Consider the following 17,558-nt stretch of genomic DNA (forward strand, 5'->3'; position numbering starts at 1 on the left):
CAATTATAAACGGAAAAAGTAAAAATGGAATTCAAGTCACTCAGAAACATCGAATCGTCGTTCAGGCAGATACGCCTGTTCGGTATCGTCTTCCTCTCGCTGTGCGCCGTGGTGACGGTGTGGAGCGTGTGGAACTCCTACCGCTTCGCCGAGAAGCAACGGGAGAAGATCTATGTGCTGGACAACGGCAAGAGCCTGATGCTCGCCTTGTCACAGGACCTGTCGCAGAACCGCCCGGCGGAGGCACGGGAGCATGTGCGCCGCTTCCACGAGCTGTTCTTCACGCTCTCACCTGAAAAAAGCGCGATTGAACACAACGTGAAACGTGCCTTGCTGCTGGCGGACAAGAGCGTGTACCACTATTATTCGGACTTCGCCGAGAAGGGGTACTACAACCGCATCATCGCCGGGAACATCAACCAAGTGCTGAAGGTGGACAGCGTGGTGTGCGACTTCAACGCCTATCCCTACCGCGCCGTGACCTACGCCACGCAGAAAATCATCCGGCAGAGCAACGTCACCGAGCGCAGCCTCGTGACCACCTGCCGCCTGCTGAACGCATCACGGTCGGACGATAACCCAAACGGTTTCACCATCGAGGGTTTCACCATCATCGAGAACAAGGATTTACAGACAATCAAACGGTAACGGATTATGAAACGGAAAGTAAAAAGTATCAGAAAAACAATGTGGGGCGTGTACTGGAAGCTCCACGACAAACGGAAACGGCTGGTGGAAAGGCTCAAAGGGTATCTGGACGGCTTGCCGCCGGAAACATGCCGCCGCATCGTGCTGGGGATGCTCGCCGCCTTCGCGGTGCTTGCCCTATACACCTTCGGCAGAGCCGTCTATGACATCGGCAGGAATGATGGCTCACGCATGGAAACGGGACACGCCGGACGGGTGGAGCTGCCGACCCCGGCGGAAACAGACAATCACTTAACACCTTATTTATATGGAACAGAAGAAGAATGAACCAAAGAATGAACCGACGAAAGAGAACAAAGCCGCTCCCGACACGGGAAAGCCGAAGAAGGAGCGCGAACCGCTGACCGAGGCGCAGCGGCTGAAACGGCAGAAGATGATAGTCCTGCCCGCTATGGTGCTGGTGTTCATAGGGGCGATGTGGCTGATATTCGCCCCGTCCTCCGGCAAGGAGCAACAGCCGGGAACGGACGGCTACAACACCGAGATGCCCGACGCGGACAAGGCGAACCGGCAGATTATCGGCGACAAGCTGAAAGCCTACGAGCATGGGGAGATGGAGGAGCGTCAGGAGAGCCGCAACCGTGCCATCGGGCAGTTGGGCGACATGTTCGACCGAGAGATTGTGGGAACGGAGGACGGAACGGACTTCGACCTCGCCAATCCGGGCGGCAAGGAGGAAAAGGCACAGCCCGCCACGCCGCAGACCATCCAATCCTCCGCTGCCGCCTACCGTGACCTGAACGCTACGCTCGGCAACTTCTACGAACAGCCGAAGAATGACAATGCCGAGATGGAGGAATTGTTGGAGCGCATCGCATCGCTGGAGTCGGAACTGGAAAGCGAGAAGGGCAAGGCTTCCGCCGTGGACGACCAAGTGGCTCTTATGGAGAAATCCTACGAGCTGGCGGCAAAGTACATGGGCGGTCAGAATGGTGGGAAGCCGGAACAGGCGGCAGAGCCTGCCACCGTGCAGAAAGGAAAGAAGAACACGGCGACACCCGTAAGGCAGGTGACCCGCCAAGTTGTTTCCTCGCTTGCACAGCCCATGAGCAACGCGGAGTTTGTCGCCACTTTCTCGCAGGAGCGCAACAGAAGTTTTAATACGGCTGTCGGCACGGCGGAGGTATCGGACAGGAACACCATACCGGCATGTGTGCATGGGGCGCAGAGCGTGACGGACGGGCAGACGGTAAGGCTGCGCCTGCTGGAGCCTATGGCGGTGGCGGGCAGGACAATCCCCCGCAATGCGGTGGTGGTCGGCACGGGCAAGATACAGGGTGAGCGGCTCGACATCGGGATCACCTCGCTGGAATACGACGGCACGATTATCCCCGTGGAACTTGCGGTCTATGACACGGACGGACAGTCCGGCATCTTCATCCCGAACTCGATGGAGATGAACGCCGTCAGGGAGGTCGCCGCCAACATGGGCGGCTCGTTGGGGAGCAGCATCAACATCTCCACCAATGCCGGGGCGCAGCTCGCCTCCGACTTGGGCAAGGGGCTGATACAAGGCACGAGCCAGTACATCGCCAAGAAGATGCGCACCGTCAAGGTGCATCTGAAAGCCGGGTACAGGGTCATGCTTTACCAAGAAAAAGATTGAGAACAATAAAAAAATTACCACTAAAAATCCAAAAGTAATGAGAAAAGTAATCATCATGTTTGCCCTCGCTATGGGCATCGCAACTGCCAACGCGCAGGAGAATGTAACCGTTGAAACGACCAACGGAAGTAATGAACAGCCGACCTTGACAAAGGAGGTCTATCCGCAGAAGGAGGTGGATGGAGACCTGTATTACGGTCTGTCGCGCAAGCTGACCTTCGACCGCATGATACCGCCGCACGGTCTGGAAGTGACCTATGACAAGACCGTCCACATCATCTTTCCGGCGGAAGTGCGCTATGTCGATTTAGGCTCGCCCGATCTGATTGCCGGGAAAGCCGACGGAGCGGAGAACGTCATCCGTGTGAAGGCTACCGTGAGAAATTTCCCCAACGAAACCAACATGTCCGTCATCACGGAGGACGGCAGTTTCTACACCTTCAACGTGAAGTACGCCGCCGAACCGCTGTTGCTCAACGTGGAGATGTGCGACTTCATCCATGACGGCAGCACGGTGAACCGCCCGAACAATGCGCAGGAAATCTATCTGAAAGAGCTGGGCAGCGAAAGCCCGATGCTGGTGCGCCTTATCATGAAGTCCATCCACAAGCAGAACAAGCGCGAGGTGAAGCATATCGGCTGCAAGCGTTTCGGCATCCAGTATCTGTTGAAAGGCATCTACACGCACAACGGCTTGCTCTACTTCCACACGGAGATAAAGAACCAGAGCAACGTGCCTTTCGATGTGGACTACATCACATGGAAAATCGTGGACAAGAAGGTGGCGAAACGTACCGCCGTGCAGGAGCAGGTCATCCTGCCGCTCCGTGCGCAGAACTACGCCACCCTCGTGCCGGGCAAAAAGAGTGAGCGCACGGTCTTCACGATGGCGAAGTTCACCATCCCCGATGACAAGTGCCTCGTGGTGGAGCTGAATGAGAAGAACGGCGGCCGTCACCAGTCCTTCGTGATTGAGAACGAGGATTTGGTACGCGCCAGTACCATCAACGAACTTCAAGTGCGCTGACCATGAGAAAGTACATCGCAATAATCATCGCGTCGCTTGCCCTTTTCACGGGGCAGGCGCACGCCCAGCGGTGTCTGCCGAAGATGCAGGGCATCGAGGCAAGGGCGAACATGGCGGACGGCTTCAATCCCGGCGGCAAGGACGGCGGGTATAGTTTCGGGGCGGCTCTCTCCACCTACACGAAGAAGGGGAACAAGTGGGTGTTCGGTGGCGAATACCTCCTGAAGAACAACCCCTACAAGGATACCAAGATACCCGTGGCGCAGTTCACGGCAGAGGGCGGCTATTACTTCAAGATACTGTCGGACGCCCGAAAAATCGTGTTCGTCTATGCCGGGGCTTCGGCTCTCGCCGGATATGAGTCTGTGAATTGGGGAAAGAAGGTGCTGCACGACGGCTCCACGCTGCACGACCGGGACGCCTTCATCTACGGCGGCGCGCTGACGCTCGATGTGGAGTGCTACGTGGCAGACCGTATCGCCCTGCTTGCCAACCTCCGTGAGCGTTGCCTGTGGGGTGGCGACACACGGAAGTTTCACACGCAGTTCGGGGTCGGCATCAAGTTCATCATCAACTGACACGGGTATGGAACGGACGGAAATAGATGCAGTCAGAAGGATGCCGCTTGCGGATTTTCTTGCACGGTTGGGGCATGAGCCTGTCAGAAGGAGCGGAAACGAGCTGTGGTATATCGCCCCGTACAGGGGCGAGCGCACACCCTCTTTCCGTGTGAACGTGGCGAAACAGCTCTGGTACGACTTCGGTTTGGGCAAGGGCGGCGACATCTTCACGCTTGCCGGGGAGTTTCTGCAAAGCGGTGACTTCATGGCGCAGGCGAAGTTCATAGCGGAAACCGCCAATATGGTGGTTGACAGGTTGGAACCCCCGACCTATCAAGCAAAACCAACCGAACCGGTCTTTGAGGATGTGGAGGTCGCTCCGCTGTTTCGCTCACCGCTGACGGAGTATCTGGCGGAACGGTGCATACCTTACGCTGTCGCATCCCGCCACTGCTGCCGTCTGAATTACGGTGTTCGTGGGAAACGGTATTTTGCTGTCGGTTTCCCGAACATGGCGGGTGGCTATGAAGTCAGAAGCCGCTATTTCAAGGGGTGCATACCGCCCAAAGATGTGTCTTTGGTGAAGGCAACGGACATCCCGGCTGGCGAGTGCCTCGTGTTCGAGGGCTTCATGGACTTCCTTTCTGCGGTGACGCTTGGTGTAACCGGTAATGCTGACTGCCTTGTGTTGAACTCCGTCGCCAACGCAGAGAAGGCGACGGGATTGCTGGACGGCTACGGGCGCATCGGCTGCTTCCTCGACCGTGACGAAGCCGGACGGCGGACGCTTGCCGCACTTACTAAACGGTATGGGGCGCGTGTCACCGACCGTACCTCACTCTATGACAGTTGCAAGGACTTGAACGAGTACCTGCAACAGACAACGAAAAAACAGAAAAACAACCATCTAAAAATCGAAGAACAATGAACATACTGAATAACAGAAACAAGAGAACATCCATCTTCAAGGCGGTGGCGTTATGCCTGATAGCCGCTGTGTCATTCACACTCGTGTCGTGCGACGACGACATGGACATTCAACAGTCCTATCCCTTCACGGTGGAGGTCATGCCCGTGCCGAACAAGGTGACAAAGGGGCAGACGGTGGAAATCCGCTGTGAACTGAAAAAGGAGGGCGACTTTTCGGGTACGCTCTATACCATCCGCTATTTCCAGTTCGAGGGGGAAGGCTCTCTCAAAATGGATAACGGCATCACCTTCCTGCCTAATGACCGCTACCTGCTGGAGAACGAAAAGTTCCGCCTGTACTACACGGCGGAGGGTGACGAGGCGCATAATTTCATCGTGGTGGTGGAGGACAACTTCGGCAACTCCTTCGAGCTGGAATTTGACTTCAACAACCGGAATGTAAAGGATGATGGTTTGACCATCGTTCCCATCGGCAACTTCAGACCCTTGCTGAAATGATGCGTGTATTCATGACAATGCTCTGTTCGCTTCTGGCGGTCTGTTCCGTGTCTGCACGGATCAGCCGCCAAGAGGGGACGGACGGGCAGGCGGCAATCTACCGTCTGCCACTTTTCGAGAGGGCTGTGCGCTGCACGAAATATTTTGAGGGCTGGCACTCGGAAAAGCACCACCCATACGTGGGGTGGGGTCACAAAATTTTGCCGGGCGAAAGATATTCTGCACGCACCATGACGAAACGGCAGGCGGACGCACTACTTAGAAAAGACCTGCGGAAGTTCTGCGCGATGTTCCGGCAGTTCGGGAAAGATAGTCTTCTGCTTGCCACGCTTGCCTACAACGTGGGTCCATACAGGCTTTTGGGTAGCAAGACAATCCCCAAAAGCACCTTGATAAAAAAGTTGGAGGCTGGAGATAGGAACATCTACCGTGAGTATATCTCCTTCTGCAACTACAAAGGAAAACGCCACGCCATGCTGCTCAAACGGAGAAAGGCGGAGTTTGCACTGCTGTATATTCCATAAAAGGACTGACAAAACTGACAAAAGACGTGCCATATTCAACTTGGCACGTCTTTTGCTATATCACTTGATAGATTATCGTAGGATTTTCTCGTTAATTGACATCGTTGAGCCATTTTTGCCTATCGGTTTCCAAATAACACTTCAAGTTGTAAGTGTTGTGAGAGCAATACAAAACATAGTTATTAACCGTAAAAAGTATAGCGAAAATATGAAGAAAGTATTTAGGAAAATTCAGAAAGGAACAACAAAAATGATTGAACGTATCAAATCGTTGGGGGAAATGGAGACGAAGCAGAAATGTGTAGTTCAACGGTTCGAGATTATCATTCCCCTCCACCAAAAATAACGACCCAATATATAGCCTCCGCAAGTTTTACTTGCGGATTTTTTAGTTATCGCAGATTGGACAAAGGTTTCTTTGCTACTTTCTTTGTCCGCCATCATGCTCACTGAAAGAAAGTAGGGCGGCTCTCGCCGCCCCACCACTTAAAAGCGTGTGTAAAGTCCCGTCACCATCGTGAACATTTCCTCCAGCATATCAAAATAGATGCCCTCGTGTACGGCAATGTCCTTTTCCTTGCACTCGAACGTCTTTTTGCTGAATGTCCTGCGGTAGAACCGCATATTGTAGAGGTCTGCCCCCGCATCATAGATGATGTCAAGGCGGTTTGCGCTTGTCTTGTTCCTCGCAAGGCTCATCCGTAAGCCGTTGCCCATGTCTATGAAATCACGGCTGCCCGTCATGGCGGTAAATCTTCTTCCGCCTATCTGCTGTAATATCGTCTTTGCTATCATATCCTTTGTTTTTAGAGGTTTATATGTTGGCGGTGCGGACACCGCCAACTTGTTCAAAATTCTCGCATCTCGGCAATGGGTGTCTGCCGTTGCAGCCACTCTTTCACACATTCCATGTTGTACTCGCTCGTGATGACTGCCGTATGGCTATCGGTGGCGGTGAAACGTGTGCTTTCGTAATCATCTATCCACCCTTTGAGGGTGTCCGTTCCCCACGCTCCGGCATCATCAAAGATGCCGTCCAATGCCGTGATAGGTTCGCTGAACTTGATTATCAGCGTTTGATAGGTCGTGTTCATCGGTTGCCCTCCTTTCCCTGCTTTGCGTTCAGCCACTTGTCCCGTGCGGTTCGGCACTCGTCCAAAGTGGGTTTGACACAAGCGAACAGTTCTCCGTCCGTATGGCGGTAGTCGTACTGCACAAGTGTCCGCCTGCGTCTGCCGATACCCGATTGGAAACGCTCGTATTTCTCCGTACCTGCTTCCGTGCAGGTGCTTACTCCGTTGATTGTCATTCGTGTTGCCATAATGTTGCTTTTTAGATGGTTAAAAATGTACTGACAGAACTCTGTTCTTCATCACCATTTCGGGATTGCTCGTGTGGCGTTGGTGCAGGTAGAAATGGTGAGAGCCGAAGCCGTAAAGGAAAAACTTGTCAAGTTCGTGCTTCTCGGCAAACTCCTTCACACTCTTTCTCAATTCCCCCTCACTCGTTGTGAGAGTGAGGAGGTTCACAAATTCAAGGAACAATGCAGGGATTTTATCGTCCCACACACAAATCATGCTTTCAATTCTTACTTCCATATCAATGTTGTTTTAGGGTTGATGCTATGCCGCTTTCATCCGCTCACGGATAAGATTGGCGTTCTTGTTCACAAGGTCGATGATGCGCTTGTGGTATTCGGTGTTCTCGTTGCATAAGCCACGACACTGCACCACCTCAAAGGTTTTCAAGGACACTTCCACCGTTTCTATGCGTCTGCCGTCAATGGTCGCTGAAAGGATAAGGGAGTTTTCCCGATTGTGGTAGCCACCCACGCAGTGGTGCATCATCCGTCCTTCCTCAATCATTTCCTCCACGCTCTCGATGACCTTGACGCAGATAAGGCTGTCGGAAAAGACAAGTCCGAAGAATATGCCTTTGGCTTTCAGATATTGCTTTTCGTCCTCAACCGCTTTCTGCCGTTGCTGTTCAGTCCGTTCACGTTCCCTTTGGCGGTTGCGTCTTGCCACCAACCTGTCGTGTTCGGCTTTGAGGTCTTGGGGGCATACGTACTTCGGGCTGTTCGTGTCCTTGCCGAAGTGTCGCAGGAGGTCTATCGTGTCACGCCACATAGAGCCGTCAGCGATGGTGTAGCCGTTGCGGATACATATCTTGATTGACGCCCAATACTCCCCGATATTGAAAGAGTGGTGCAGGTAGTAGCGCAACATCTGATATTGCCCAGCCTTCAACAACGTTTCCGCACGGCTGTCGGAAAGAATGCCTTTGAAAAGGTCGTAAGGCAGGATATTGTGGTATTCGCCCTTGAAGCCGTTTCGCTTCACTTCGGGTATGAAACGCTGTCGGGGGTAGGTGCATCTCGGAGTGATGTCGTATGCCCGAATTTCTTGGTTCTTGCGTACCTCCATATCGCTGTATTCCGACCACTGGTCATAATATAACATCGACATTCCACGCAGTCGGGCAACGGTCGTTGTCCTGCCGTCGGGGGCAATCCACCTCTGCACTACCTCAAAGATGGAATACTCGGCAGGCTGTCCTGCCTTGTATCGGGAATTGACGGAGAAGAAGCGTATCACTTGGTACTGCTTGCAGGTGGTGACGATGGAGAAATACTCCATATCGCTGAAAACGCTCTTTCGGGTGCGCAACGCTTCCAACTCCATACCGCAACGGGGGCAGGTGCATCCGCAAACGGTGTCGGCAAGGTCGTGGTCGCTTTTCCACGAATGTCCGCACTCGGTGCAGATGTTCGTGCCGTTTGCCCTCTTGATTGCGTAATGCTTGAAGCAATGACGGAAAGCGTATGCCCTTTGTTCTTCGGTCAATATCGGTAGTCGCTTGCTCAAACGTGCGACTTCCTGCTGTATGCGTGTTCTCGGTTTCATAATCAGAAATTGAATAGGTTGGGTTGTTGTACTTCTTGTGCGGTCGATTTGGTGGCGGTTCTCGGCTTGTGGCGGTTCTGCAACTTGCGGAGTTCTTCCTCTTGGTATCTGCGGACAGCGTTCTGACGTGCTTCCGCCTTTTCCTCCGCCGTGAGTTCCACAACGTGGTTCACCACCACTTGGCAGTTCATCGGTTTGCCTACCTCTATCTCGTTCTCGTCATAGTAATGGACTGCTTGCCCGAATATCTCTCCGTCCGTGAAGCCGTTGCAACCGCTTTTCTGCACATAGTTCAGGATGTAGGTCACGCAATCGTCTATGTTCTTGGCAGGGTTGCGGTAGTTCTTCGCAAAGAGCGCATCCTCTTCCGCACGCTGTTCCAGATACATCTGTATCGTTCTCTTGAAATGGTCTGTTCCTTTCATATCGCTGTCATTTTTAGATTGTCTGTTTCAGTATCTCTCTCCAATAGGTCGGCTCTACCTCGTTGAGAAGGAAGTCCATGAAATCCCTCCGTGCGTCCTTGTTCAGTTCGTGGTACAATCTTCGGAAAGTGCTAAAATTGCCGTTGATGTACGTTTCCACCATATACACGAAGATGTTGTCCACCTCGTAATATCTGCACTGCTGCGCTGCCGTCTTGCTGTTTCTCTTTCCCATGTCGGTAAGGGTTAAAGGGTGAATAACCAAAGGATGAAGCCGAAGAAGGCAATGGTGGAAAGGATAGCCACGATTACACCTATCGCCACTCGGAACACTCCGTTTACAATCTCTCTGATGATGCCCCAAAGGATGCCGAACATCCCGAAGGCGGTGCGCATCATCAAGCCGCATATCGCCAACCCGATGTATTGCGCCACTTGTCTGAAATTTGCCGTTGCTGTCATATCTTCGCTGTTTTTGATTTTTTGTTTTTTATGCGGATTCAAGAGCTGAGGGAGTTGAGTTTCAAACTATCTTATCTGCCTCTCGTTTATCCGACATTTTTTTTATGCGTCTTTCTGTCGCATCGGTCGTTTTCGTTTCGGGTGCTTGAAAAGGTAGGGATTAGGGAATGCAAGGTTTTTCGGTCAAAATACTACCCGCAGGGCTGGAGATTTTTACCGAAAACAGGAGGCTTGACCTTGCTTTCCCGTCCAATCCCGGAATTACCTTTGCGCCCAGAACGAAAATGACTGACTGATGCGGCTCACTGAAAGGCGCAAAAAGGAGGTAAACGAAAACAGAGGCAGATTGGGTAGAAAAAAACTTCAGGGGAAAATCCGTAAAAAAAAGAATCACCAAAAGGAAAAAGACATCACCGGAAGCGTGAAAAGGGCAAACCACAACAAAGGAAGTATGATTGTTTCCGATCCGACGGAACTTGTCCAGCCGGGTGGCAACAATCATTCTTCCCGGTTTGTCCGGCTGTGTGTGGCCGCCTGTTTCATTCATGAGGCAGGCTGACACACTCTGCATTCACTTTCCGCTTCCGGCAAAAGGGACAGCGAAAAAAGAAAAATCATTTGAAAACCCGTAAAAGCACCTCTTGGCATAGGCGCAAAAGAAAGGGGCATCGCATCATCAGTCTAAACATCGTTTAGGCGTGAGGCAATGCCCTTTTCTCCGGCTATGCGGTAGTCGGCACACGTTTGTTCAAAACTCGTTTTGGGCAATGGTGTGCCGACGGACAAAACCGCTTTTACGGAAAAATCTTATGAATGAGGGGATAAAAAAACGGGAGTTTATATCAAAATCTCGAATTAAATAGCTACTTTTGCATATGAAGAGTTCTTTGAAGGTTACGCAACGCGCAGAAGGATAATGCAGTAGATAACTAACTAAATCGTAACCTATTACTATAAAGAGCAATTAACCTACGCTCATTTCCAATAAATTACACTCTTTTCGTAACTTCCAGATGCAAAAGTGCAATCAAACCATAACCTGAAACAACAGGGAATTTATCCAAGGAGTCCGATATATTAAGAATATTATTTTATCTTATATATGATAAAAATCGGGTTTTCATTCGTGTTTCTCTTTTGCAATTCTTGTGGTATAGTAATTTTTGTATGTTCTTCAAACGTCTCTATCTCGTAAGGTGTCACAACCTGCACCAGATTATTTCCTAAAGAACGCCCCCATACCGGAAACTGGTTATACCCCTTACTACCTACCATGCCTAACTGCATATTGATATCAGCTAAGTTGAAAGCACTTGTCTCAGGAATATCACACTGTTCCACAACTGTTTCTCCACTGTGTTTATCCACCGAAGCCACATAATACTTCTTGTTCAACATCATGCGCAAATAAAAACGACGAGGTGTCTCAAAAATATCGCTTACAAAAATATCGCCATCAGCAGGAAACCTTTTAATATCTCGAATATTGAGTCCACGAATAACCTCTTCATCCGAATTGCCTAATCCGGCCACTAAAACAGGCTGTATGGTGTCTGCCGACAAACGAAAAACAGTATCGTTACTGGCTGTTTTAAACAAGACTGAAGACTGCTTTCCACCTGAAGGTGAACCCATTACTCCAAATGTAAAGCCTGAATCTTCTCGAGGAACCAACGGCGAATAGAAATCATTCTTGGTGATTATCGCCTCGCCATCCTCTTGAAATATACCAATACCAAAACTGCCACCCTGGAAAGGCATAAGAGGCATGGCGATGGCGCCAATGCGCTTACTACCGAGGTGATGAGCATAGATGATGGGAGAATTTATAGGTAGGTCTTCCACAAACGTGCCTTCCAATGTATATACGCCAACCTTATTGCCGATGACGTAGAAACGGTTATCAGTCTCATCAGCCTGTATAAAACCTATCATACCATTAAAGTCATCGGGACCTTGACCTTGGCGAAGAAATGTACGCAAGAAGTGTCCTTGGCGATCGAACAGTACGATACGAGCTTCCTTGCCCACCAATACATAAATATATTTGCTTGTGATGGCAAAATCGACTACACCGTCTATCAATGAAGCATTGTCACTGGTCATTTCTAAAGGGATATATTCGACTGACTCTATCTCATCAGCAATAGACAAAGTTGCCGGCGAATGAAGTGCTTCACGAACGGAAGCGGTTAATAGACCCGTTTGGTTGACTTGATTTAAATTACAAGATGCCAAAACAAATACGCTAATGGCAACCATGAAAAAAGATTTTGTGTTCATCATGTTTTAAAGTTATGTTTTGGTCAAAGATACAAAACATTTATTATATTACCATTTTTCCCCCGAATATTTTTCTATGAACCGAAAAGATATGTTCAAGAAAACATCTCTGTAATTTTGAAATCAGACAGCATAGAGTAATAAATTGTGAATGTTATAATTGGATCTTATAACATTCACAATCTATCTACCTAATCTTCAGTGGAAATTCCTGTTTCAGTATTGAAACTCTTCCCCTTTGACATACACCCGATAATCCTTTATCATACCAGGGTATCCTTTTTCCGCACGGGGCAGATAGCGGAAACCGGTTACAGTATAGTCACCTCCCAAATCAATAACCAACTGATGCGGATAAGCATCACGGGCAACAGTCATCCAATAAGTAGATTCCTGAAGATCGAACACTTTATCTCCCGTACAGTTACCACTACGTGTCTCTTCGCTATCGGCATAACGTATCCGCCACTTTTCACGCGAAATCGGTTTGCCGTCTGCTCCCAACACATCGAGTTCGGCAATGGCTGCAATCTTCTTTCCGTCTTGGGCCGAAAGAGCTTCGAGGCAGAAGAAGCGTCCGGTATACTGACGATCCAAACGGATCTCCTGCCATCCGTTACCCGGAGTAAACGTACCTGTAGCAACAGGAGTTTCCTGCTTCAGATTCAGTTGTTCACCTTTCTTTCGATGGGTAGAAGCACCTTCATTACGCAACCAATCCAGTATGGGTTTCTTCAGACCGCGAACAGAGGCTTTCTCAGGTCCCTTCAGATCGAGGACAATTATTTCATTTTCTCCCTCTTTCAGCCAACAACCGGGCATAAAAAGTGTTTGTTGCGGACCGATCTCCCAAAAACGTCCGATAGCAATACCATTGACCCATACCATACCTTTACCCCAGGTACTCATGTCAAGGAACGTATCGCCGGCTTTATCCAAATGGAAAGTGGCCTTATAATAAGCAGGCATTGTCTGGGCCGTTCCACTTTTATATTTTTTGTCTTGCACAAATGAGTAATCGACCGGGAAATTGTAAACTGTCCAGTTCTTCAACTCCGTGGTTTGCTTATCACAGACAAGTTCTACTTTCTCAGTGATACCTTTACGGTCATGGATGGATTCATCGAAGTTAACACGCCCCATAGCTTCTACCAGAATATCGATGCAGGTCCCTTTCTTCAAAGCCGGCAGCTGCAAAGTGAATTCACCACGACGGCGATCGAGGCGAGCCAATAGTTTACCATCCGCAAAAACCTGTGCCCAATCGTGTACTTCTGTAATCTTCATCGTCGTACCGGCATCTACAGGCTGCTGTAAAACAGTCCGATACAAAATAGTTCCCCATCCCTGATCGAAAGCTTCCATCGGTTGTATATCCGTGCTCTGTTTCGCTTCCGGCAGATTGGCAAAGAGGGGAGCCACCCGCGTAAACTTCACCTCGGGTATCTCTATGACCGGAAAAGCTACGGGAACAGCCGGTAACTGTTCACCTGCAGGCAAATAGTTTTCCAGCAGATCACGCAGTTGGAAATATTTATCTGTAGCCCATCCCGGTTCACTGATTGGAGCGTCATAATCATACGAACTGCACATAGCAGAATAAGCAGGGTTGTTGGCACCTCCCCAATGGCCGAAAGTAGTACCCCCATGTGCCATATAAAGACTGAAAGAGATATTGCGGTCGAGCATATCCTTTATGCCCTGTACCATACTCTTGGCGGGACGAGTCTCGTGTTTGCGCCCCCAATGATCAAACCACCCACTCCAAAACTCGCTGCACATCAACGGTGTGTCCGGACGAGCCTCCTTAAGACGTTTGAATTGTTGCTCAATGTTGGCTCCCGTACCAAAGTTGATAGTCCAAAGCAGATCGTCCAGACCATTCCGGTCGAAAGTACTGCTCCAATCACATTGGAAAAGGGGAACCTCAGTAAACCCGGCACTTTTCACGATGTCACGAATCGCCGAGACATAAGGTTTATCAACAGCATAGGCACCGTATTCATTTTCTACCTGTACCATAATGATATTCCCTCCCCGGGTAATTTGCAAAGGTGCGAGCTGCTTGCCAACTTCCTTCATAAAAATAGCTGTACGCTCCATGAAGTAAGGATCGAGTGTACGGAGAACGATATCTTTCTTCTTCAATAGCCACCAGGGAAGTCCGCCCATTTCCCATTCGGCGCAGACATAAGGACCTGGACGGACAATAACGTACATTCCGTGCTTCTGTGCCAAACGGCAGAAAGCTGCTATATCATTTTGTCCGGTAAAGTCAAATTTACCCTCAGTCTGCTCGTGAATGTTCCAAAACACATAAAGACAAATAGTATTCATGCCCAATGCCTTACACATCTCGATGCGATGTTCCCAGTAAGGTGCCGGAATACGGGTATAATGCAACTCAGCAGCCTTTACGGTGAAAGGCTTGCCATTTAAAAGAAAGGTATTCTTCCCGATCGTAAAGTTCTGCGCCGCGACAGGCAACGAAAAAATCAGTACGAGAAGTAAAATCAGTTTTTTCATGTTATTATTGTATTGTTCTTGGGTTTTATTGAATTATTATTATTTAAGCCTCATCTTTATTTTTCCGAAGCAAGGCAGCGCTTCAAGGGTTTTGCAAAAATTCCCCCATGCTATTTCGGGATAATCCCAGCAATTGTTGACATACAGGATCAGTTGGTCATCCGGTTGTTTATTGATCCGGCATGCCACCGAAGCATCTGTAGACAAAACCGAAAGCTGATGGATAGAAGGGGAAGCTGTCGAAAGAGTATAATAATAGATGTTTTCTTTCATCCCCTTAGCGGTTTGAGTCAACGGGTAGCGGCAATTGGCTCCTGCATCTGCCCAATAATAATAGTTGTGTGTATCGTCTCCCCAAGGTTGAAGGGGTTCTTTACCGTAAGCAGCCTGCTTCGAAATGTATAAAGCAGTCTTTCCTTCATTTCCAGCAAAAGCTTTTTCCGGATAATAGTTCCAATACCCTTTACGTTTCCAGTCCAACTGCTGTATGGCATCTGCCAGATGGAAAGACAAACCTGTTTCACGCAGAAATCCGTTGGGAGCTCCATCTGTCAGGTAATCCACCTCCAACTGTCCATCGGGAGTTATTTTTATCGAAAAATCAACAGTTACCTCCTTATAATTTCCGGCAAGGTCGATATATACATCTCCGTTTGTTTCCTGCCGGTAACTGAATGCACTTTTCTTCCAGTCCTCTTCCAAAATCATAAACCGCGTAGCTGCTTTGCGTACTTCCGCTCCTGTCAAATGATTCAGGTTAATATACAAGTTCAGGAAAGGTCCTTTTTCTATCAGTACCCGGTCGCCGGCTTTGGCTTGTGTAATCAACCCTGTCTCTTTACTGAACGGTATTTCAAAACCTTCCCCACGAATGATCACCCAATCACCGGTTTCTTCCACCGATAGCTTATTTCCGTCAAGCACAGGTGGAAAAACAATCTTCTCCGTTCCGAGTATCGGACGGTAAGTGTCGATCAGGCTTCCATCGGCCGTCCTAAATTCAATCAACAGATGCTCACCTTCTTCCCACCGGCCAGCGGGGATCACTATGCTCCCTTTCTGATGGGGCGGAATGGCCGGAAGTGCAAGATTCTTCTTCACCCCCCGATAAGTATAACTCATCTGAAGTTCGTTCAGGCTCGTATGATCAAAGCGATTATAAACCGGAAGCACCAAACGCTGTCCGGAAGTGAAGTTACGAATATCATCAACTAACAGACGCACCGGCGAATACGCTTTCTTCGTAGCCCAAAATTCCGGTTTCTGACGTCTCCATACATCTACGATTCCCCACTCACCATAACCTACACAATTACCTTGATAGCCTTCGGGCTTGGCTGTGTGGGCAAACTCTTTCCAGAACGAAGTACCGGCCTTGGGCACAGGCAAAGCAAAAGTTTCATCTACATATCCCCAAATAGCTCCTCCCAACCCTCCGGGCGCATCAAACAGTCCACTCCACATCATGTCAAGTGATTTTCCCCAGAACTCACGGATATTCGGGTCAGTCTGCAAAGTAGAATAAGTATAACAGGCCGGATGTGCCCATTCGTCAAAAAGAGCAGGAATCCCATGTCCCTGAAAGTGGCGGGTATTCATTCCCCATTGCGAAAGGTTACCGTTCACATCCTGATAGTGCATACTGAGTATATCATAAATTTTCTCCTTTGTGTCTACCGATCCCGGATAACTGAAAATAACGGGACGAGTCGTGTCTGTTGCCTTCACCCAGTCCCAACAAAGCTGAAAGTTAGTACCATACACACTCTCATTACCGATACTCCAAAACAAAATAGACGGATGAGAGCGGAAACTCTTCACCATCTCCTGACACTGTCCCAGATAACGGTCAGTATATTCGGGATTGCTTTGCGTTTTACCGGGAGCATAATTTTTCTGCCGATAAGTATCTACAAAACAGACAGCAGTCTCACTCTCTACATACACCCCATAACGGTCACAGTATTCCAGGAATCTTTCAGAAGGAGGATAGTGCGACGTACGTACAAAGTTCATGTTCGCCTCTTTGAACAGAAGTACATCAAGGCTGTCCAATTCAGCGGTAGTGGTTCGTCCCAGAGTGGGATGAATATCATGCCGGCAAGCTCCGCGCAATTTCACAGGCTGTCCGTTCACCAACATACGATTACCTGTTATTTTAACTTCACGAAATCCCACTTTACGGATAAAACGGCTGATTTCTTTCCGATCCTGCAGAAGTACAACAGTCAGGGTATATAAATTCGGATGTTCAGCATCCCACTTCAACGGACTTGAAACAGGCAGTGACCAGACCTGTTCTTCTGCTCCTGCCTTCAACGGAAAACAATCCTGAGGAAGTTGTACAGGTTTTCCGTCAGGAGCTGTCAGCTGCAACCGGACTTCAGTAGGTTCATTTCCGGCAGATGTACAGGCAAAACGAAGGACAGCATCCCGGTACAATGAGTCTAAATGAGTCTCTACACTAATATCGTAAAGATGGGTAACAGGTAACGTAAACAAAGTCACATCCCGAAGAATCCCTCCAACAGGGTGATGTGCATATCCCGAAGCATAAGAGATTTCGTCCAGCCGGTCGGTCACTTCCAACTGTATTTCATTTTTCTTCCCTGGACGAGCCTGTGCTGTTATATCGGTTTCCCAACGAGTAAATCCACCGTGATGTTCGCGCACCAACTGCCCATTGACACTTAATTTAGCATGGCTGTAAACCCCGTCAAAACGGAGAATAATACGTTTTCCGGCATAATCGGCAGGAATAGTAAACGATTTCCGGTAGAAAAAAGGCTTGTCGTGTTCTATGGCATATCCTTGCATAGCTGCCTCACCGGGAACTTTAATTGTAGTCCATTTGCTTTGGGGTGAATATTTAAATTGCCAGATTCCATTTAGCAGTATTACAGGCTGTCGAACTCCTTCCTGTTCCACAGGGATAGTATAAGCAGGATACGAAGAAGAGGTAAAAGGTGCAGCAGTAGCCGACATAGCAGAAAACAAGAAAAATAGACCGACCACTACAGTAAACAAAGAAAGTCTCAATTTCATGATATACGATATAAGAGGGTTAATTAAAGGTACAAAGGAACAAGAAATATCATTCGCA

Annotated in this window: 20 protein-coding genes and 2 pseudogenes; 10 read left to right on the top strand and 12 right to left on the bottom strand. The window is 49.2% G+C overall.

Translation table 11 applies throughout. From position 1 onward, the window contains the following. The first annotated feature begins 24 nt into the window (after positions 1 to 24). From traK to R3O62_RS00475, 9 genes and pseudogenes are all read left to right on the top strand, one after another. On the top strand, positions 25 to 648 hold the full coding sequence (gene traK, locus R3O62_RS00435) for a conjugative transposon protein TraK (protein WP_004293887.1): 624 nt from the start codon (positions 25 to 27) through the stop codon (positions 646 to 648). A 39-nt stretch (positions 649 to 687) separates the two neighbouring features. After that, positions 688 to 975 (top strand): TraL conjugative transposon family protein, encoded by a 288-nt coding sequence (locus tag R3O62_RS00440; RefSeq protein ID WP_005790789.1) that lies wholly within the window; start codon positions 688 to 690, stop codon positions 973 to 975. Then, a complete protein-coding gene (gene traM / locus R3O62_RS00445; RefSeq protein ID WP_293564070.1) occupies positions 956 to 2,314 on the top strand; it encodes a conjugative transposon protein TraM in 1,359 nt (452 codons plus the stop codon). Before R3O62_RS00440 ends, traM begins: the two co-directional genes overlap by 20 nt. A 37-nt stretch (positions 2,315 to 2,351) precedes the next feature. Continuing rightward, on the top strand, positions 2,352 to 3,341 hold the full coding sequence (gene traN / locus R3O62_RS00450; protein WP_317472536.1) for a conjugative transposon protein TraN: 990 nt from the start codon (positions 2,352 to 2,354) through the stop codon (positions 3,339 to 3,341). A gap of 2 nt (positions 3,342 to 3,343) precedes the next feature. Continuing rightward, entirely contained in the window at positions 3,344 to 3,919 is a 576-nt protein-coding gene (locus R3O62_RS00455; protein ID WP_317472537.1) for a conjugal transfer protein TraO, read from the top strand. 7 nt (positions 3,920 to 3,926) lie between these two features. Beyond that, complete coding sequence (locus R3O62_RS00460; RefSeq protein ID WP_195337306.1) at positions 3,927 to 4,829, top strand: toprim domain-containing protein; 903 nt, start codon at positions 3,927 to 3,929, stop codon at positions 4,827 to 4,829. Continuing rightward, positions 4,826 to 5,329 (top strand): DUF3872 domain-containing protein, encoded by a 504-nt coding sequence (locus tag R3O62_RS00465; protein WP_195337305.1) that lies wholly within the window; start codon positions 4,826 to 4,828, stop codon positions 5,327 to 5,329. The genes R3O62_RS00460 and R3O62_RS00465 overlap by 4 nt, the downstream gene beginning before the upstream one ends. Beyond that, complete coding sequence (locus tag R3O62_RS00470) at positions 5,326 to 5,853, top strand: glycoside hydrolase family protein (protein WP_317472538.1); 528 nt, start codon at positions 5,326 to 5,328, stop codon at positions 5,851 to 5,853. The genes R3O62_RS00465 and R3O62_RS00470 overlap by 4 nt, the downstream gene beginning before the upstream one ends. Positions 5,854 to 5,917: 64 nt before the next feature. Further along, positions 5,918 to 6,306: pseudogene (locus R3O62_RS00475) on the top strand (hypothetical protein). Positions 6,307 to 6,339: 33 nt separating this feature from the next. Here R3O62_RS00475 and R3O62_RS00480 read toward each other — a convergent pair. The 9 genes from R3O62_RS00480 to R3O62_RS00520 form a co-directional block, all read right to left on the bottom strand. Next, a complete protein-coding gene (locus R3O62_RS00480; RefSeq protein WP_234130059.1) occupies positions 6,340 to 6,648 on the bottom strand; it encodes a hypothetical protein in 309 nt (102 codons plus the stop codon). Between the two features lie 53 nt (positions 6,649 to 6,701). Further along, positions 6,702 to 6,947 (bottom strand): DUF6956 domain-containing protein, encoded by a 246-nt coding sequence (locus tag R3O62_RS00485; RefSeq protein WP_123550758.1) that lies wholly within the window; start codon positions 6,945 to 6,947, stop codon positions 6,702 to 6,704. Further along, a complete protein-coding gene (locus R3O62_RS00490) occupies positions 6,944 to 7,174 on the bottom strand; it encodes a DUF3873 domain-containing protein (RefSeq protein WP_087388426.1) in 231 nt (76 codons plus the stop codon). Before R3O62_RS00490 ends, R3O62_RS00485 begins: the two co-directional genes overlap by 4 nt. 19 nt (positions 7,175 to 7,193) lie before the next feature. Further along, positions 7,194 to 7,451 carry a hypothetical protein gene (locus R3O62_RS00495; protein ID WP_234130060.1) on the bottom strand — a complete coding sequence of 86 codons (258 nt, stop codon included), beginning with the start codon at positions 7,449 to 7,451 and terminating at the stop codon, positions 7,194 to 7,196. Positions 7,452 to 7,475: 24 nt separating this feature from the next. Continuing rightward, positions 7,476 to 8,759 (bottom strand): PcfJ domain-containing protein, encoded by a 1,284-nt coding sequence (locus R3O62_RS00500; protein WP_317472539.1) that lies wholly within the window; start codon positions 8,757 to 8,759, stop codon positions 7,476 to 7,478. Positions 8,760 to 8,761: 2 nt separating this feature from the next. Then, positions 8,762 to 9,184 (bottom strand): PcfK-like family protein, encoded by a 423-nt coding sequence (locus tag R3O62_RS00505; protein WP_123550755.1) that lies wholly within the window; start codon positions 9,182 to 9,184, stop codon positions 8,762 to 8,764. Positions 9,185 to 9,197: 13 nt separating this feature from the next. Beyond that, positions 9,198 to 9,419 (bottom strand): hypothetical protein, encoded by a 222-nt coding sequence (locus tag R3O62_RS00510; RefSeq protein ID WP_317472540.1) that lies wholly within the window; start codon positions 9,417 to 9,419, stop codon positions 9,198 to 9,200. Between the two features lie 11 nt (positions 9,420 to 9,430). Continuing rightward, the gene (locus R3O62_RS00515) at positions 9,431 to 9,646 is read right to left on the bottom strand and encodes a hypothetical protein (RefSeq protein ID WP_128703195.1); all 216 of its coding nucleotides are present in this window, start codon (positions 9,644 to 9,646) and stop codon (positions 9,431 to 9,433) included. Between the two features lie 160 nt (positions 9,647 to 9,806). Then, complete coding sequence (locus R3O62_RS00520; RefSeq protein WP_234130062.1) at positions 9,807 to 10,217, bottom strand: hypothetical protein; 411 nt, start codon at positions 10,215 to 10,217, stop codon at positions 9,807 to 9,809. A 127-nt stretch (positions 10,218 to 10,344) separates the two neighbouring features. Between R3O62_RS00520 and R3O62_RS00525 the strand changes: the two are divergent. Beyond that, positions 10,345 to 10,525, top strand: a pseudogene (locus tag R3O62_RS00525) (hypothetical protein). 207 nt (positions 10,526 to 10,732) lie between these two features. On the opposite strand, the gene R3O62_RS00530 reads toward R3O62_RS00525, so the two are convergent. From R3O62_RS00530 to R3O62_RS00540, 3 genes are all read right to left on the bottom strand, one after another. Further along, a complete protein-coding gene (locus R3O62_RS00530; protein ID WP_005808539.1) occupies positions 10,733 to 11,929 on the bottom strand; it encodes a 6-bladed beta-propeller in 1,197 nt (398 codons plus the stop codon). A 216-nt stretch (positions 11,930 to 12,145) separates the two neighbouring features. Further along, the gene (locus tag R3O62_RS00535; RefSeq protein WP_269098216.1) at positions 12,146 to 14,455 is read right to left on the bottom strand and encodes a beta-galactosidase; all 2,310 of its coding nucleotides are present in this window, start codon (positions 14,453 to 14,455) and stop codon (positions 12,146 to 12,148) included. 39 nt (positions 14,456 to 14,494) lie between these two features. Continuing rightward, a complete protein-coding gene (locus R3O62_RS00540; RefSeq protein ID WP_317473054.1) occupies positions 14,495 to 17,500 on the bottom strand; it encodes a glycoside hydrolase family 2 protein in 3,006 nt (1,001 codons plus the stop codon). Positions 17,501 to 17,558 lie beyond the last annotated feature (58 nt).

The sequence above is a fragment of the Bacteroides hominis genome, from assembly GCF_033042785.2.
GTDB classification, from domain to species: Bacteria; Bacteroidota; Bacteroidia; order Bacteroidales; family Bacteroidaceae; genus Bacteroides; species Bacteroides hominis.

Bases quoted from the DNA above. Each gene is read 5' to 3' on its own strand.
- R3O62_RS00530 (WP_005808539.1), bottom strand. From the start codon at position 11,929: ATGAACACAAAATCTTTTTTCATGGTTGCCATTAGCGTATTTGTTTTG.
- R3O62_RS00495 (WP_234130060.1), bottom strand. From the start codon at position 7,451: ATGGAAGTAAGAATTGAAAGCATGATTTGTGTGTGGGACGATAAAATC.
- R3O62_RS00460 (WP_195337306.1), top strand. From the start codon at position 3,927: ATGGAACGGACGGAAATAGATGCAGTCAGAAGGATGCCGCTTGCGGAT.
- R3O62_RS00455 (WP_317472537.1), top strand. From the start codon at position 3,344: ATGAGAAAGTACATCGCAATAATCATCGCGTCGCTTGCCCTTTTCACG.
- R3O62_RS00520 (WP_234130062.1), bottom strand. From the start codon at position 10,217: ATGCAGAGTGTGTCAGCCTGCCTCATGAATGAAACAGGCGGCCACACA.
- R3O62_RS00535 (WP_269098216.1), bottom strand. From the start codon at position 14,455: ATGAAAAAACTGATTTTACTTCTCGTACTGATTTTTTCGTTGCCTGTC.
- R3O62_RS00480 (WP_234130059.1), bottom strand. From the start codon at position 6,648: ATGATAGCAAAGACGATATTACAGCAGATAGGCGGAAGAAGATTTACC.
- R3O62_RS00490 (WP_087388426.1), bottom strand. From the start codon at position 7,174: ATGGCAACACGAATGACAATCAACGGAGTAAGCACCTGCACGGAAGCA.
- R3O62_RS00470 (WP_317472538.1), top strand. From the start codon at position 5,326: ATGATGCGTGTATTCATGACAATGCTCTGTTCGCTTCTGGCGGTCTGT.
- R3O62_RS00505 (WP_123550755.1), bottom strand. From the start codon at position 9,184: ATGAAAGGAACAGACCATTTCAAGAGAACGATACAGATGTATCTGGAA.
- R3O62_RS00485 (WP_123550758.1), bottom strand. From the start codon at position 6,947: ATGAACACGACCTATCAAACGCTGATAATCAAGTTCAGCGAACCTATC.
- R3O62_RS00510 (WP_317472540.1), bottom strand. From the start codon at position 9,419: ATGGGAAAGAGAAACAGCAAGACGGCAGCGCAGCAGTGCAGATATTAC.
- traM (WP_293564070.1), top strand. From the start codon at position 956: ATGGAACAGAAGAAGAATGAACCAAAGAATGAACCGACGAAAGAGAAC.
- R3O62_RS00515 (WP_128703195.1), bottom strand. From the start codon at position 9,646: ATGACAGCAACGGCAAATTTCAGACAAGTGGCGCAATACATCGGGTTG.
- R3O62_RS00540 (WP_317473054.1), bottom strand. From the start codon at position 17,500: ATGAAATTGAGACTTTCTTTGTTTACTGTAGTGGTCGGTCTATTTTTC.
- R3O62_RS00465 (WP_195337305.1), top strand. From the start codon at position 4,826: ATGAACATACTGAATAACAGAAACAAGAGAACATCCATCTTCAAGGCG.
- R3O62_RS00500 (WP_317472539.1), bottom strand. From the start codon at position 8,759: ATGAAACCGAGAACACGCATACAGCAGGAAGTCGCACGTTTGAGCAAG.
- traN (WP_317472536.1), top strand. From the start codon at position 2,352: ATGAGAAAAGTAATCATCATGTTTGCCCTCGCTATGGGCATCGCAACT.
- R3O62_RS00440 (WP_005790789.1), top strand. From the start codon at position 688: ATGTGGGGCGTGTACTGGAAGCTCCACGACAAACGGAAACGGCTGGTG.
- traK (WP_004293887.1), top strand. From the start codon at position 25: ATGGAATTCAAGTCACTCAGAAACATCGAATCGTCGTTCAGGCAGATA.